The organism is uncultured Amphritea sp. (assembly GCF_937127095.1).
In the GTDB taxonomy this organism is placed as follows: domain Bacteria; phylum Pseudomonadota; class Gammaproteobacteria; order Pseudomonadales; family Balneatricaceae; genus Amphritea.
In genome coordinates this window covers 144,117-160,179 of the sequence record NZ_CAKZLP010000066.1, presented here as the reverse complement: position 1 = coordinate 160,179, position 16,063 = coordinate 144,117, and the positions used below count along the sequence as shown (strand labels likewise).

General features: G+C 49.6%; 14 protein-coding genes. 4 read left to right on the top strand and 10 right to left on the bottom strand.

The genetic code is table 11. The annotated features are described in order from the left end of the window. Window positions 1-59 precede the first annotated feature (59 nt). Genes Q0499_RS17130 through Q0499_RS17120 form a run of 3 tightly spaced genes read left to right on the top strand, consistent with a single transcriptional unit; the run spans window position 60 to window position 1,811 of the window. Window positions 60-629: a PilZ domain-containing protein gene (locus Q0499_RS17130; protein WP_299201811.1), complete on the top strand. Its 570-nt coding sequence runs from the start codon at window positions 60-62 to the stop codon at window positions 627-629. Beyond that, window positions 619-1,467: a DNA replication terminus site-binding protein gene (locus Q0499_RS17125; RefSeq protein WP_299201808.1), complete on the top strand. Its 849-nt coding sequence runs from the start codon at window positions 619-621 to the stop codon at window positions 1,465-1,467. Before Q0499_RS17130 ends, Q0499_RS17125 begins: the two co-directional genes overlap by 11 nt. Before the next feature lie 8 nt (window positions 1,468-1,475). Then, window positions 1,476-1,811, top strand: a complete 336-nt coding sequence (locus tag Q0499_RS17120) for a hypothetical protein (protein ID WP_299201805.1) — start codon at window positions 1,476-1,478, stop codon at window positions 1,809-1,811. Window positions 1,812-1,924: 113 nt separating this feature from the next. Here the strand turns inward: Q0499_RS17120 and sthA are convergent, their stop codons facing one another. The 10 genes from sthA to Q0499_RS17070 form a co-directional block, all read right to left on the bottom strand. Beyond that, window positions 1,925-3,325, bottom strand: a complete 1,401-nt coding sequence (gene sthA / locus Q0499_RS17115; RefSeq protein WP_299201803.1) for a Si-specific NAD(P)(+) transhydrogenase — start codon at window positions 3,323-3,325, stop codon at window positions 1,925-1,927. A gap of 87 nt (window positions 3,326-3,412) precedes the next feature. Next, on the bottom strand, window positions 3,413-3,664 hold the full coding sequence (nqrM, locus tag Q0499_RS17110) for a (Na+)-NQR maturation NqrM (RefSeq protein WP_299201800.1): 252 nt from the start codon (window positions 3,662-3,664) through the stop codon (window positions 3,413-3,415). A gap of 10 nt (window positions 3,665-3,674) precedes the next feature. Beyond that, window positions 3,675-4,583 (bottom strand): FAD:protein FMN transferase, encoded by a 909-nt coding sequence (locus tag Q0499_RS17105; RefSeq protein ID WP_363317822.1) that lies wholly within the window; start codon window positions 4,581-4,583, stop codon window positions 3,675-3,677. A gap of 132 nt (window positions 4,584-4,715) precedes the next feature. After that, window positions 4,716-5,942 carry an NADH:ubiquinone reductase (Na(+)-transporting) subunit F gene (nqrF, locus tag Q0499_RS17100; RefSeq protein WP_299201794.1) on the bottom strand — a complete coding sequence of 409 codons (1,227 nt, stop codon included), beginning with the start codon at window positions 5,940-5,942 and terminating at the stop codon, window positions 4,716-4,718. A 37-nt stretch (window positions 5,943-5,979) separates the two neighbouring features. Next, entirely contained in the window at window positions 5,980-6,588 is a 609-nt protein-coding gene (gene nqrE / locus Q0499_RS17095) for an NADH:ubiquinone reductase (Na(+)-transporting) subunit E (RefSeq protein WP_299201791.1), read from the bottom strand. Beyond that, window positions 6,588-7,247 carry an NADH:ubiquinone reductase (Na(+)-transporting) subunit D gene (locus Q0499_RS17090; protein ID WP_299201788.1) on the bottom strand — a complete coding sequence of 220 codons (660 nt, stop codon included), beginning with the start codon at window positions 7,245-7,247 and terminating at the stop codon, window positions 6,588-6,590. The genes nqrE and Q0499_RS17090 overlap by 1 nt, the downstream gene beginning before the upstream one ends. Before the next feature lie 3 nt (window positions 7,248-7,250). Next, window positions 7,251-8,039 carry a Na(+)-translocating NADH-quinone reductase subunit C gene (locus Q0499_RS17085; RefSeq protein ID WP_299201785.1) on the bottom strand — a complete coding sequence of 263 codons (789 nt, stop codon included), beginning with the start codon at window positions 8,037-8,039 and terminating at the stop codon, window positions 7,251-7,253. Next, on the bottom strand, window positions 8,026-9,237 hold the full coding sequence (locus Q0499_RS17080; protein ID WP_299201782.1) for an NADH:ubiquinone reductase (Na(+)-transporting) subunit B: 1,212 nt from the start codon (window positions 9,235-9,237) through the stop codon (window positions 8,026-8,028). The genes Q0499_RS17085 and Q0499_RS17080 overlap by 14 nt, the downstream gene beginning before the upstream one ends. A gap of 2 nt (window positions 9,238-9,239) precedes the next feature. After that, on the bottom strand, window positions 9,240-10,577 hold the full coding sequence (locus Q0499_RS17075) for a Na(+)-translocating NADH-quinone reductase subunit A (protein ID WP_299201779.1): 1,338 nt from the start codon (window positions 10,575-10,577) through the stop codon (window positions 9,240-9,242). Window positions 10,578-10,903: 326 nt separating this feature from the next. Next, the gene (locus Q0499_RS17070; protein WP_299201776.1) at window positions 10,904-12,340 is read right to left on the bottom strand and encodes a glyceraldehyde-3-phosphate dehydrogenase; all 1,437 of its coding nucleotides are present in this window, start codon (window positions 12,338-12,340) and stop codon (window positions 10,904-10,906) included. 275 nt (window positions 12,341-12,615) lie between these two features. Between Q0499_RS17070 and mfd the strand changes: the two genes are divergently transcribed. Then, on the top strand, window positions 12,616-16,062 hold the full coding sequence (gene mfd / locus Q0499_RS17065) for a transcription-repair coupling factor (protein WP_299201773.1): 3,447 nt from the start codon (window positions 12,616-12,618) through the stop codon (window positions 16,060-16,062). Window position 16,063 lies beyond the last annotated feature (1 nt).

The following is a 16,063-nucleotide window of genomic DNA, read 5'->3' as shown; positions in this document are numbered from 1 at the left end:
CAAAATCAGAATAATATTAGTTATACTCGGATAAAGTGAAAATTCACGAGGGCCGTATTTTGAATCAGGAACGTCGCCAGTATTTCCGCATCTTTGGCAAGGTAGCGGTCGACTATAAAGTCATCACGGAAGATGAGATGTGTCATAGCCGTTTGCCTTCGCAATTTCAGGTATCTCACTTCTTTTTACTGCTCACTGAGCTTCAGGCCTTTGGGCACGATAGCAGTTACCAGTTACGCAAAATAGCCCAGAAAGACCCCATGGTGGCGTCGTTTCTGGAGAACATGAACAATAAGATTGATGCGATCGCCCACGCCATTGCCAAAAGTGATGTTGAATTCGAAAACCTGTCTACTCAGAAGATCAACCTGAGTGAGGGAGGGATGAGCTTTAAAAGTAAAGAACCTATCCCGCTAGACAGCTATGTAGCGCTCAAAGTGGTTTTCGAAGAGACTTATACCGGCTTACTTCTTTATGGTCAGGTGCTTTACTGTGGAGAGCAGGAAGAAGACGGCCAGTATAAGATAGGCATCGAGTTCAGTGATATGCCGGAAAGCAGCCGGATGACCGTCGCCCGGTACATTCTTTCCAGCCAGGCCCGGGATCGACAGCTCAGTGATGAGCAGTAGCAGCGCAACCGAGCTGGTCGAAAGCCTGAACCAACTTAACCGGGAACTGCTGAGTTTTTCAGCACTTTTACAGCTAAGTAAACTGCCCTTCTGGCTCCCCGGGGCAACCGCAAAAACACTGCAGCAGGCGGCAGAGCTGTATACTGATATATGGTATCGGGACGGTCAGGATGGACGCACAACCATAAGCCAGCACGGCATGATTGGCGCGACCCCTGAGCTAATTAAGGCCACTCAGAGACTCAATCATGCTAAATCAGTGTTTCAGACCGTAGCCACCCATTACCGTTTAAGTGAATCGGCTGAACTTCAACATGAATTGCATAAGAGAAGCGAAACGATCGCAGGCCTGCTGCATCGACAGGGCGCATCAAGAATTCATCTGAAGCAATGCTACCGCCAGATACCCGTTTTCGAAACCTGCCCGACTAAGATCGGCTTCAGCTGGTATACCAGCGGCCGCAGTATACGCAAGCTGACAGCACGGGAAGCGGAAGAGAAACTGCTCAAAATGGACACCAGCCAAACCCATATTCAGATGCAACTGCAGGCGGTTGGTCAGCTTCGTCCCGGCGATATGCTGGCACAGATCCAAAAGCAAGTGCCGGTTATGCGTGCCAATCCCGTCTGGAAGCAGAAAGACAGCACCCTGCGCAAGGCACAAAACACATCACTACCGATTATTATCGCTCTGAACAGTGATAATCCCTGCCTGCCTGCGTATAATGAGCCTCCGCTGAACCCTCCTGAGGCTCGCAGCCGGGTGGAACGCAGTGATCTGAAAATAGATCCACAACCGTTTTTGCCAAGCCTCAGAGCACACCGATACCTTGGATAATCAACCCTATGTCCGAACGCCCTAAAAACAGTGTTGAAAAAAACTCTGACACAACAACATCTGAAACCACCAGTTCTCACAACAAACTGTTACATCACATCGGCACAGGGGTTGGTTTACTGTTCCTGGCCGGTTATTACCTGGTAATCGAAAGCACCGGTTTTTATGATTGGGTTATCGCACAGCTGCCTTCAGACTACGCTGGTGCTGGTCTTATGCTGGGCATTATCATCGGCATGACCCCCGCTTTTTTTATCTGGAAGCACTACAACCGATGGGTAGAAAGGAAACTCGGCGTCACTGGCAAGTATTATGAAGATGGTTTTTTTAAAGACCCGGAGTGACCTGCAATTAAAGCACCAGACAAGCAACAACCCAGCAAATAGTCAGACAGATAAAATAGAGATTATAAAAAAACCGCCAGGCATGGCGGTTTTTTTTTAGCCGGAAGATCAGCTCAGAGATTTGAGATACGGTTCAGACCCGCAATCGCCGCCACCCGATAAGCTTCAGCCATAGTCGGATAGTTAAAGGTAGTATTTACGAAATAATTGATCGTATTCGCCTCACCCGCCTGGTTCATAATCGCCTGCCCGATATGCACGATCTCTGACGCCTGATCACCAAAACAGTGAATACCGAGAATAGCCAGAGTTTCACGGTTAAACAGTATTTTCAACATCCCGATTGGCTCACCAGAGATTTGCGCCCGGGCAGTATCTTTAAAAAATGCCTGTCCTACTTCGTAAGGCACTTTCTCCTCAGTCAACTGCTCCTCTGTCTTTCCGATAGAGCTGATCTCTGGAATGGTGTAGATACCAGTTGGTACATCATTGATATAGCGGAAATCATCAGCATTGAGCATATCAGACGATGCTGCACGACCCTGGTCAAGAGCGGCGGATGCCAGTGCAGGCCAACCTATCACGTCGCCACAGGCGTAGATCCCTTCTGACTTGGTCCGATAATGCTCGTCAACCTCTATCTGGCCCCGGCCATTCGCTTCAAGACCGACATTTTCAAGCTTGAGCATATCAGTGTTACCGCTACGGCCATTACACCATAGGAATGCATCTGCACGAATCATTTTACCTGACTTGAGCGTCAGAGTTACGCCCCGCTCATCAGCAGCTACCTTTTCATACACCTCATTATGGCGAATTTTGACTGCATTATTCCTCAAATGATAACTAAGGGAATCAGAGATCTCTGCATCCAGAAAAGACAGTAGTCGGTCCATAGAATCGATCAGATCTACTTTTACCCCCAGGCCACTGAAAATAGACGCATATTCAGAACCGATAACGCCAGCACCATAAATAATCAATGTCCGGGGCGTATGACTCAACGTCAGAATTGTATCGCTGTTATAGATGCGGGGATGCGTAAAGTCGATGTCGTCAGGCTTATATGGACGGGAGCCAGTAGCAATAATGACGTTTTTAGCTCGCAGGGTTTCATTACCCTTGACGGTTCCGGTCACCAGTACGGTATTCTTATCAACAAACTGAGCTTCACCGAAAAACAGATCAATACGGTTTCGAGCATAAAAGTTAGTACGCATCATAACCTGGTTGGAGATGACCTTTTCCGCACGCTTAAGCACTTTAGGAAATGAGAACCAACGCGGCTCACCGATATCACGGAACATAGGGTTGGTGTTAAACTCGATGATCTGCTTAACTGAGTGACGCAGCGCTTTGGATGGGATGGTGCCCTTATGGGTACAATTACCACCCACAGAGTCCTGAGACTCGATAACAGCGACACGACGCCCCTTCTTCGCTGCATTCATTGCCGCGCCTTCACCGGCAGGACCGGATCCGATTACAATGACATCATAGTCATATACAGCCATCACTTTCCCCTATTACCTGTTAGTTTTTAACTTTTTTATATCTGATACACTGATCAGTAATGATATCGGCTGTGCCTAACGACGAAATTAGTCTTTAGGTTGGTGACCGGATTTAGCATCGTATGCCAGATCAGCCAGCTCATTTTTACGCGTCTGCTTGTCCTGTTCATCATCGCACTTGTTCTGATCGCCGCCACAGATAGGACACTCTTCATCAATACCAACCGCGGCCAGACCACCACAGGAACCTGCAATCGGTTTACGGCCCATAATCACTCCGATAGACATACCTGCAATCACAAGACCCAGAACAATAAATGTCAAAATCATAGTACTCATAGAACTCCCCTCACTCCACCAGGTAGTTTGAAAAACCCGGGGTCATCTTCTCAATAAAGCCGTCGTCCGACTTTATTATCAATAATGCTTCAACACCCTGCTGTTCAGCATAGGTCTCTGCCTGATCAGGCCCCAACACCATCATTGCAGTCGCCAGGGCATCCGCTTCAGCACAATCCTCTGCTAATACCGTAACAGATGCCAGCCGGTGATTAATAGGCTTGCCTGTAGCGGGATCTATTGTATGAGAAAAACGGATACCGTTTTCCTCAAAATAGTTTCGGTAATCTCCGGACGTCGCAATACCGACATCCCTGACCTCAATTATACGCTGAACTATACGCTCACCGGCAACAGGGGCCTCTATAGCAATTTTCCAGTGACTGCCATCAGGCTTATTTCCCCTGGCCCGAAGCTCACCCCCTATCTCGACCAGATACGCATTGATGCCCGCTTTTTCAAGCAGGTTTGCCACCTGATCAACACCATAGCCCTTGGCAATAGCGGACAGATCGATATAAACATTTCGCTCCCGGTTTAGCTGGTTACCTGAAAGCTTAATATAGTGATAGCCGACCCGCTGCCGAAGCGCTTCAATCTCAGCATCATCGGGTGCCCGGATAACGCGGCCATCCGGACCGAAGCCCCACAGGTTAACCAGCGGACCAACAGTGACATCAAATGCACCGCCAGATGACTGACTAATCTCTAAAGCTTTATTTAAAACCTCTGCAAGACCATCAGATAACATCGCAGAATCCCCAGCCGGCATCTGGTTAATGCGACTTAATTCTGAATCTTTCTGATAGGTAGACATGCTGTTATTCACTTCAACCAGCAGCTGGTCGATCTGAGCTGGCAGAGAAGTGTCTCGGGAGTTGTCAGAAGATACCCACTTTACAGTGAAGCTGGTACCCATTGTCGGCCCTTGATGACTGACAATTTGTGGTTGTTTACTACAACCTGACACTAGTAATAGTAGAAACGAAACGGCCAGCAGCAAAGCTGCCGGCCGTTTAGAAGTTTGTCTGGTTAAATCAGACATCGATGATCAGCCGCCAAAGTCGTCGAGGTAAATATTCTCGCGCTCGACACCCAGATCAAGCAGCATCTGGATCACGGCAGAGTTCATCATGGGTGGCCCACACATGTAGTACTCACAATCTTCAGGCGCTTCGTGATCCTTCAGATAGTTTTCGTACAACACGTTATGGATAAAGCCTGTCTTACCGTCCCAATTATCTTCAGGCTGCGGATCAGACAGCGCCAGGTGCCACTGGAAGTTGTCGTTTTCAGCCTGTAGCTGATCGTACTCTTCATTATAGAAGCACTCACGCAGTGACCGCGCGCCATACCAGAAAGATATCTTACGCTTGGAGTTAAGACGCTTCAGCTGATCAAAGATATGAGAGCGCATCGGCGCCATACCTGCACCACCACCGATAAAGACCATCTCATTATCGGTATCTTTGGCGAAGAACTCACCAAATGGCCCGTATACGGTAATCTTATCGCCCGGCTTCAGACTGAATACATAAGATGACATGATACCTGGAGGAACGTCAGTTCCCGGAGGCGGAGACGCGATACGGATGTTAAATTTAACCACCCCACGCTCTTCCGGATAGTTTGCCATAGAGTATGCACGAATAGTGTTTTCAGTCACCTTAGATACATAACGCCACTGGTTAAACTTATCCCAGTCACCCCGGTATTCCTCTTCAATATCGAAGTCTTTGTAGTGAACTTCGTGAGGAGGACACTCCAGCTGCACATAACCACCGGCACGGAAGTCTACGTTCTCACCCTCAGGCAGACGCAAAGTCAGCTCCTTGATAAAAGTCGCAACGTTAGGGTTGGAATCAACCGTACATTCCCACTTTTTAACACCAAAGATCTCCTCTTCCAGCTCAATGCTCATATCCTGCTTTACAGCAACCTGGCAGGACAGACGCCAGCCATCTTTTGCTTCACGCATAGTGAAGTGAGATTCCTCGGTTGGCAGCATAGAACCACCGCCGTCGAGAACCTGACACTTACACTGCGCACAGGTACCACCACCACCACAGGCCGACGGTACGAAGATACCCGCACTGGACAGCGTTTGCAGCAGTTTATCACCAGCAGGAACAGTCACGCTCTTGCTCGGGTCATGGTTAATGGTGATGGTAACATCACCACTGCTAACCAGTTTAGAACGGGCTGCCAGAATTACTGCGACCAGTGCAAGCACTACCGCAGTAAACATGACAACGCCGAGAACGATTTCTGCATTCATTAGCTTAATCCTTCTTTAGTTGATCATGCGACAGCAATTACAGCTGCACGCCGGAGAAAGACATGAAACCCAGGGACATCAGACCAACAGTAATGAAGGTTATGCCCAGGCCACGCAGACCTGCCGGTACGTCGCTGTATTTCAGTTTTTCACGGATACCTGCCAGAGCGGTGATCGCCAACGCCCAGCCAATACCCGCACCAGTACCATAGACAACAGACTCACCGAAGGAGTAGTCACGCTCTACCATAAACAGTGCTGCCCCCATGATGGCACAGTTCACTGTAATCAGCGGCAGGAACACACCCAACGCGTTGTAGAGTACAGGCACATACTTATCCAGGAACATCTCCAGAATCTGTACAATCGCAGCGATTACACCGATATAGGAGATATAGCCCAGAAAGCTGAGATCAACTTCAGGATAACCAGCCCAGGCCAGCGCACCTTCACGCAGTAACAGATTGAAAATCAGGTTGTTGATCGGTGTCGTAATAGCCAGTACTACGATGACCGCAACACCCAGACCGATAGCTGTCTGAACCTTCTTAGAGATCGCCAGGAATGTACACATCCCCAGAAAGAAGGCCAGCGCCATGTTTTCAACAAAGATCGCCTTAACAGCAAGGCTGATATACTGTTCCATTATACAGCCTCCTTCTGAGTGTTCTTAGCCAGTTCGAACTCAGGTGCTTCGACCTGATCTTTCTTAAAGGTACGAACCAGCCAGATGAACATACCGATGATAAAGAACGCACTTGGCGGCAGCAGCAGCAAACCATTAGCCTGATACCAACCACCATCATTAATCAAAGGCAGCACTTCGATACCAAACAGTTTACCTGCACCCAGTAGCTCACGAATAAAGCCAACAAACAGCAGCACCACACCATAGCCCAGACCGTTACCGATACCATCAAGGAAGGAGATCCCCGGAGGGTTCTTCATCGCGAAGGCTTCAGCTCGACCCATTACGATACAGTTGGTAATGATCAGACCGACAAATACCGAAAGCTGCTTAGAAATTTCATAAGCGTAGGCTTTTAGTATCTGGTCAACCACGATTACCAGAGATGCAATGATCGCCATCTGACAGATAATCCGGATATTACCCGGAATCTGATTACGGATAATAGAGATAAACAGGTTCGAAAACGCCGTCACCACTGTTACCGCCAGAGCCATTACAAAAGCTGTACCCAGATTTGAGGTTACCGCCAGAGCGGAACAGATACCAAGGATCTGCAGACCGATCGGGTTGTTGTTAAAAATTGGTCCCAACAGGACATCTTTAACTTGAGACATAATTTACGCCCCCCCTGCTTTCAGATTTGCCAGGAATGGCGCATAACCATTCTCACCCATCCAGAATCTAACCAGATTGGTGACACCGTTACTGGTCAAAGTTGCGCCGGAAAGCCCATCAACCTGAAACTTAGCATTGGCTGATGCAGGATCGACATTACCTTTAACCAGGCCCAGTGCGGGTTCCATAGACCCGGCAGGATACACCTGCTTGCCAGGCCATAGCGCTTTCCAGCTTGGATTATCAACTTCACCACCCAGTCCCGGAGTTTCTGCGTGAGAATAGAAGCCGAGACCAACAACTGTATTAAGGTCAGCTTCCAACGCCAGAAATCCGTACAAAGTAGACCAGAGGCCATAACCATGCACTGGAAGGATCATTTTATCAAAGCCTTCGCCGCTCTGCTTCTTGACCAGGTATACCGGCACCACTTTCGCCTGATACTTGATTGAAGCGATATCTGCACTGCGCTCCAGAGCAACACCTGTGTCGCTCTCTTTCGCCGCTTTACGTGCATCATAACGAGCCGGGTCAGCCACCTGAGTGTACTTCCCCGAACGCAGATCGACAAAACGCTTTTCGATTACTTGTTCGAACAGAGCCGGAATATCCTGACCTGCAGTGGCGATGCCAGCCGCAGCAAGAATATTGGTCTGACGGTCAAGGTTCTTATTAGCTACCTGTTTTGGCTTAAGCAGAACTGCTGACGCTGATACAACAACGGAGCAGACCACACAAAGCAAAACAGCAACGGCAATGGTTCTACCGATGGAATCTTTACTTGCTGACATTGCGTAGAGCCCTCCGCTTGATGTTCGCCTGAACGACAAAACTGTCAATCAGTGGCGCAAACAGGTTACCGAACAGAATTGCCAGCATCATCCCTTCAGGGAATGCCGGATTAACTACCCGAATCAGAACAACCATCACACCGATCAGCGCGCCAAAGAACCATTTACCGGTATTCGTCATTGAAGCCGAGATCGGATCGGTTGCCATAAAGAACATACCGAAGGCAAAGCCACCCAACACCATATGCCAGTAGAACGGCAGAGAGAACATAGCATTGGTGTCAGAACCGATGATATTCAGCAGCGTTGCCATCGCGGTCATGCCCAGGAAAACACCTGCCACAATCCGCCATGCAGCGACTTTAGCAAACAGCAGCACCAGACCACCCAGAGCGATAGCAAAGGTTGATACCTCGCCGACAGATCCCTGAATATTGCCGATGAAAGCGTCAAACCAGGTAATATTCTGCGCCAGGATAGCATCAACACCACCTGCTGCAGCAATACCCAGAGGCGTTGCACCTGAGAAACCGTCGACTGCAGTCCAGATCGCATCGCCAGACATCTGCGCTGGGTATGCGAAGAACAGGAAAGCACGACCGGTCAGAGCTGGGTTAAGGAAGTTTTTACCGGTACCACCGAAAACCTCTTTACCAATCACAACGCCGAAACTGATACCCAGTGCAACCTGCCATAAAGGAATGGTTGGCGGCAAGATCAGGGCGAACAGAATAGAAGTAACAAAGAAACCTTCGTTGACTTCATGACCGCGCTTCATCGCAAACAGCACTTCCCAGAAACCACCGACAATAAAGGTAGTCATATAGATAGGCAGCCAGTACGCAGCACCGTGGATAATATTATCCCACAGACTATCCGGACTAAAACTTGTCAGCGCACCCGCAATAGCACCCTGCCAGGTTGACGGCTCTGTGATTCCCAACGTTGCCATTGCAGTATTTGCCTGCAGACCAACGTTGTACAAACCAAAGAACACAGCAGGAAAAGTACACATCCATACCAGGATCATGATTCGTTTAAGATCAACTGCATCACGCACGTGGGCAGCAGTCTTAGTCACATGACCCGGAGTGTAGAAAATAGTATCCGCAGCTTCATACAGCGCATACCAGTTTTCATACTTGCCGCCTTTATGGAAATGCGGCTCCATTTTATCAAGAATATTTCTTAAGCTCATGATCAGGCCTCTTTCTCGATACGCGTCAGATTGTCGCGAAGGATTGGGCCGTACTCATATTTGCCAGGACAGGCAAATGTGCACAGCGCGAGGTCTTCTTCGTCCAGCTCAAGACAACCCAGCTCCATCGCATGAACGATATCGCCGGTTACCAGAGCACGCAGCAACTGAGTAGGAAGAATATCCATTGGCATCAGTTGTTCAAACTGACCCACTGGAACCATGGCACGTTCTGAACCGTTAGTCGTCGTAGTGAAGTCAAACTTCTTCGACGAACTCAGGAACGAGGCGAAGATATTCAGTACAGAGAACTTATTGGTACCCGGGACAAGCCAGCCCATCAGCTCACGCTGATTACCCTCTTCCAGCACAGTAACCTGACTGGCATAACGGCTCAGATAACCCAGAGGTCCGGCAGAAGCACGTCCATTCCAGACAGAACCACTGATAACCCGGTTATTTGTACCTTCGGTACGTCCTGCCAGCAACTCATCCAGATTGGCACCCAGACGGGTACGTACCAGTACAGGCTGCTTAACCTGAGGACCTGCTAACGATACCACGCGATCGGTGTAAAGCTCACCGGTCGTGAACAGCTTACCAAACGCGATTACATCCTGATAGCCGACAGTCCAGACAGTTTTAGAAGCTGATACCGGGTCCAGGAAATGGATATGGGTACCTGCGTTTCCTGCCGGATGCTTACCGGCAAACTCTTCAACCGTCACGCCATCAGTGGTCGGTATATTTGCCCCATCAGCTTTACACAGGAACACCTTACCTTCGGTCAGACGGGTCAATACTGTCAAACCGTTAACAAAGGCTTCTGTCTGCTCAGCGATAACCACTTCCGGATTTACCGCCAGAGGGTTTGTATCAATCGCAGTCACAAAGATCGACGCAGGCTTAGTGCCCGGCTGTGGAACCTTGCTGAATGGACGCGTACGCAATGCGGTCCAGGCACCGGATTTAACCAGATTATCCTGCACCTGCTCAGCAGTCAGCGAAGACAACTGAGATACTTCATACTTTGTAAACTGTTCTGCTTCGTTGCCATCTATTTCAACAACAACCGATTGCAGAACCCGTCGATCACCACGGTTGATCTCTTTAATCACACCCGCAGCTGGTGCTGTAAAATCAACACCTTCCGTTTTCTTATCGGAAAAGATCACTTGACCGAGTTTTACCCGATCTCCCACCTTGACCCGCATCGTAGGCTTCATGCCTGGATAATCGAAGCCGATCACGGCGACAGACTTAACCTCAACAGCTGCCGAAACAGTCTGTTCAGGGGTGCCTGTTATAGGTAGATCCAGACCCTGTTTGATCTTGATCATCCGCCTCACCCAATCTCTATTATAATTTTTTCAGGACCCCCTCCCGCAGAGTGCTATGCCTCAAACTCTGCGACATTGTCCCCTGATGTCACAAACCAAAGCAAAAACTCTACTCAGGACGGGATAACCCCAACCCAAAAACCGGTTAAGTATAAAGATCGGGAGGTAATTTTTCTACAAGAGCGACACCTAAAGGATGCTTTTAGGTCACTATTAGCAAAGCATAAATAGAACTTTTAGATCTAAACAAATTACTTTTTAGAATATAAACAAAAAACCAATAAAAAACCGCCCCTTAGGGCGGTTTTCTTAAGCCTAAAGTCTTATCAAACCTTAGCTTTCGGGAAAGCTGGCAAAGTACACTTAGCCATGCGCTGAGCCATACGGATCACCTGACAGCTGTAACCGAACTCATTGTCATACCACACATACAGTACGCAACGGTTACCTTCAGCAATGGTCGCCAGGGCATCAACAACACCGGCAGCACGGGAACCAACGAAGTCAGAAGAAACCGCCTCAGGTGAGTTGCTGTAGTCGATCTGCTTCTGCAGCGGAGAGTGCAACGCCATATCCCGCAGATAGCTGTTCAGCTCTTCCTTAGTCGTGCCATTATCCAGATTCAGGTTCAGTATAGCCATTGAAACGTTTGGCGTAGGTACACGAATCGCATTACCCGTCAGCTTACCTTCAAGCTGAGGCAGAGCCTTAGAAACCGCTTTCGCAGCACCCGTCTCGGTGATAACCATGTTCAGGCCGGCAGCACGACCACGACGATCACCTTTATGATAGTTATCAATCAGGTTCTGGTCGTTGGTATAAGCATGAACAGTCTCAACGTGACCATTGGTTACACCATACTTAGCGTCAATTGCTTTCAGCACAGGCGAGATAGCGTTAGTCGTACAGGATGCAGCTGACAAAATCCTGTCACTGTCTTCAATATCACCATGGTTAACACCCATAACGATATTTTTAATGCCTTTACCCGGCGCTGTCAGCGCAACCTTCGCAACACCTTTAGATTTCAGGTGCAGAGAGAGGCCTGCCTCGTCACGCCAGATACCAGTGTTATCCAGTACCAGTGCGTTATCGATACCGTACTGAGTATAATCAATCTGGTCAGGGCCGTTTGAGTAGATAACCTTAATCAGGTTACCGTTCGCGATAATCGCCTGATTCTCTTCATCAACCTGAATAGTGCCTTTGAAAGAGCCGTGAACAGAATCACGACGCAGCAAACTGGCACGCTTTTCCAGGTCGTTAGATGCACTTCCCTTACGAACAACAATTGCGCGCAAACGCAGAGACTGCCCACCACCGGTACGCTCAATCAGCAGACGCGCCAATAGTCGACCTATACGACCAAAACCATAGAGAACAACATCTGTTGGTTCTGAAGCGGCACCGCCAATCGCAGGCGCCAGCTCTTCGGCCAGAAAGTCTTCCAGGGACGCGCCATTTGCTTCCTGCTGAAATTTGACTGCCAGTTTGCCCAGATCTACATGAGCATTCTTAACATCGATCTTATCCAGCGCTTTCAGAATAGGGTGAGTGTCACAAACGGACAGTTCCTGTTCTTCAACCTGACGCACATAGCGGTGTGCTTTTATCACATCAACAACTGAACGTTTGATGATAAGACGACCATATACGGAAGTCTCAACGTTCTTGTCACGGTATAAACGACCAACTAAAGGGATCATCTCTTCAGCTAATGCTTCGCGACCTTTCCAGTCAGCTAACACTTTATCTTGGCTCACGGCTCACTCCAAAAAGGTAGTAGTCAATATAACACTCTATTTTGCTGGGGCGCATTATCACCTTTTAGTCCCCACTGAGCAAATCAGAAACACTACACTTTAGGGCTATATGTCAGATTAATGTTACAAACATGACAGATTAAGACAAATCCCTCGCGCCTTAGGACAGTGACAATATAGGGTGTACTTTTGCCCCACGCTCCGTAAGATAAGCGGCCAGATTAGCATTAGGGCTTCGGGCAGAAGCCGGTATCAGTTCATGGAGTTTGTTGTCAGTGTTTAAACAAGAATATCAGCTACCCCAGTCAGCCGGGGATATCCGGCGGATCGGCAATCTATCCGGCAGTAGCCGCGGCATGCTGGCAACAGAGATTGCCGACCAGCACACAGGCCTGATACTCTGCATCACTAATGACAGCGACAACGCTACCCGCTTAGAGTCTGAAATCCGCTTTTTTGCCAGTGATAGCATCGAGTGCATGCTGTTTTCTGACTGGGAAACGCTGCCTTATGACAGTTTTTCGCCACATCAGGACATCATCTCACAACGACTTAACACCCTGTTCAAGCTACCGCAGATGCAGCGCGGTGTGTTGATCATTCCGGCCAGCACGCTGATGCAGCGCGTCGCGCCCCAGCGCTTTCTCGATGGCAACTCACTCATTCTTGACCAGGGCCAATCGTTCAATATTGATGAGATGCGCCATAAGCTTACTGATGCAGGTTACCATCTTACTGAAACGGTCTATGAGCATGGCGAATTTGCCATACGCGGCTCAATCATCGATATTTTCCCGATGGGAAGCACGGTACCTTACCGCATAGAACTGTTTGATGATGAGGTCGATACACTGCGCAGCTTTGATCCCGAAACCCAGCGCTCTATCGACAAAGTTGACAATATTCGCGTATTACCAGCAAAAGAGTTTCCGTTTGACGAAGCTGCTATCCGCAACTTTAAGCAGCGCTGGCGGGAAACCTTCGACGTAGACTACAAGCGTTGTTCTGTTTACAAGGATGTTAGTGACGGCATCAGCCCACCCGGCATTGAGTATTATCAACCACTTTTTTTTGATGCCAGCGCTACTCTGTTTGAGTACCTGCCCGACAATGTCCTCATTCTGACTGAAACGGATCTGGAAGATCACTGCAATCAGTTCTGGGGGGAAGTACTGGAGCGCTATGAAGAGCGCCGCCATGATATTGAACGCCCGATACTGGCCCCGGACAAACTGTTTATTCCCGCCAATGAGCTGTTTGGTACTCTGAAAAAAATGCAGCGTATTCAGCTGCAACAGAGCAAAACCCAGGCCCGACCCGAATCCGGACGCTACAATCTACCCCTGACAGAACCACAGGAACTCACTATCAATGCTCAGGCCGCGCGTCCACTGGCTGCTGTAGATAGTTTTCTTTCCCACACGAGCGACAGGGTATTGTTCTGCGCCGAATCTGCCGGGCGACGTGAAGCACTGATGGAACTGCTGGCTCGCATCAACATAAAGCCCCATCCGGTCGACAATCTGCAACAGTTTTTCGACGATGGCTATCCGGTCAACATCTGCATCTTTCCCCTTGAGCGCGGACTGAGCGCACCGGGAAAGTTTCACCTGATTACCGAGACACAGCTGTTCGGACACCAGGTTTTCCAGCGTCGACGGCGCTCCCGGGAACAGGAGCAGTCCGACCAGATCATCAAAAACCTTACCGAGCTGAACATCGGCGCACCGGTGGTCCATATTGATCATGGTGTGGGGCGCTACCGGGGTCTGGTAACCCTGGAGCTGGATTCGCAAACCTCCGAGTTTCTTAAACTTGAGTATGCCAACGACGCCAATCTTTATGTCCCGGTCACCTCGCTGCACCTGATCAGCCGATACTCCGGCGCAGGCGATGAACTCGCCCCGCTGCATCGACTGGGCACCGAACAGTGGAGTAAAGCCCGCCGCAAGGCCGCTGAAAAAGTCCGCGATACCGCCGCCGAGTTGCTGGACATTTATGCCCGGCGCGCCGCTCGCCGTGGGCATCAGTTTGATTCTCCCGATGAGCATTACGCCAGTTTCAGTGCCGCATTCCCGTTTGAGGAGACCGTCGACCAGGCCAACGCAATTCAGGCGGTGATCAAGGATATGCAGTCGCAACAACCGATGGATCGACTCATCTGTGGCGATGTCGGTTTTGGCAAAACCGAGGTGGCCATGCGAGCCGCATTTATGGCGGTGCAGAGCAACAAGCAGGTCGCCATACTGGTACCGACCACACTGCTGGCACAACAACACTACGAGAACTTCCGTGACCGTTTTGCCGACTGGCCGGTCAATGTCGAACTGATCTCGCGGTTTCGCTCCGGTAAAGAGAGCAATGCAGTAATCGAATCACTGCAGCAGGGCAAAACCGATATCGTTATTGGCACCCACAAGCTACTGCAGGGTGATATCAAGTTCAGCGACCTGGGGCTGCTGATCATTGATGAAGAGCACCGCTTTGGGGTACAACAGAAAGAGCGCCTGAAATCGCTGCGCTCCGAAGTCGATATTCTCACCCTGACTGCGACACCGATCCCCCGCACCCTGAATATGGCAATGTCCGGTATCCGGGACCTGTCGATCATCGCTACCCCGCCTGCCCGACGTCTGTCGGTTAAAACCTTTGTACGCCAGGCTGACAAAGCACTGAAAAAAGAAGCAATTCTGCGGGAGCTGCTGCGTGGCGGGCAGGTTTACTATCTGCACAACGAAGTCAAGGATATCGAAAAAACCGCCGCCGAGATCAGCGAACTGGTGCCGGAAGCCCGCGTGGGTATTGGTCACGGTCAGATGCGCGAGCGTGAACTTGAGCAAGTGATGTCTGACTTCTACCATAAACGCTTTAATCTGCTGGTCTGCACCACGATTATTGAAACCGGCATCGATGTACCCAATGCCAACACCATCATCATCGACCGGGCAGACAAGTTCGGCCTGGCACAACTGCATCAGCTACGCGGCCGGGTCGGACGCTCTCACCACCAGGCTTACGCTTACCTGATGACCCCTCACCCTAAAGAGATGACCACCGATGCGGTAAAGCGACTCGAAGCTATTACCAGCGCAGATGAACTGGGGGCAGGCTTTACCCTTGCCACCCATGATATGGAGATTCGCGGCACCGGGGAGCTGCTGGGCGAAGGCCAGAGCGGTCAGATTCAGAATGTCGGTTTTTCACTTTACATGGAGATGCTGGAGCAGGCGGTTGAAGCGATTCGTGAAGGAAAAACACCTAATCTGGACGCACCACTGAAACAGGGCATCGAGATTAACCTACGGGTACCGGCACTGATTCCTGATGACTACCTGCCAGATGTTCACAACCGCCTGATCATGTACAAGCGAATCGCTAATGGCAAAACCGAAACTGATCTGAAAGAGTTGCAGATCGAAATGATTGATCGGTTTGGCATTCTCCCTGAACAGACTAAAAACCTGTTCCGCCAGACCCTGCTAAAACTTCACGCAGAACAGCTTGGCATCTGTAAAATAGATGCTGGCGAAAGCAGCGGACGAATCGACTTCGATGCAGATACCGTGGTCGATCCATTCAAACTGGTGCAACTGGTGCAACAACAACCACAAAAATTTCAATTTGGCGGGGCCAGTCAGCTGAAGTTCACGATGAAGATGGATAAAATAGAGCAACGTTTTATAGCTGTGGAACAGCTACTTCAGCAATTGACCGGGAATTGAT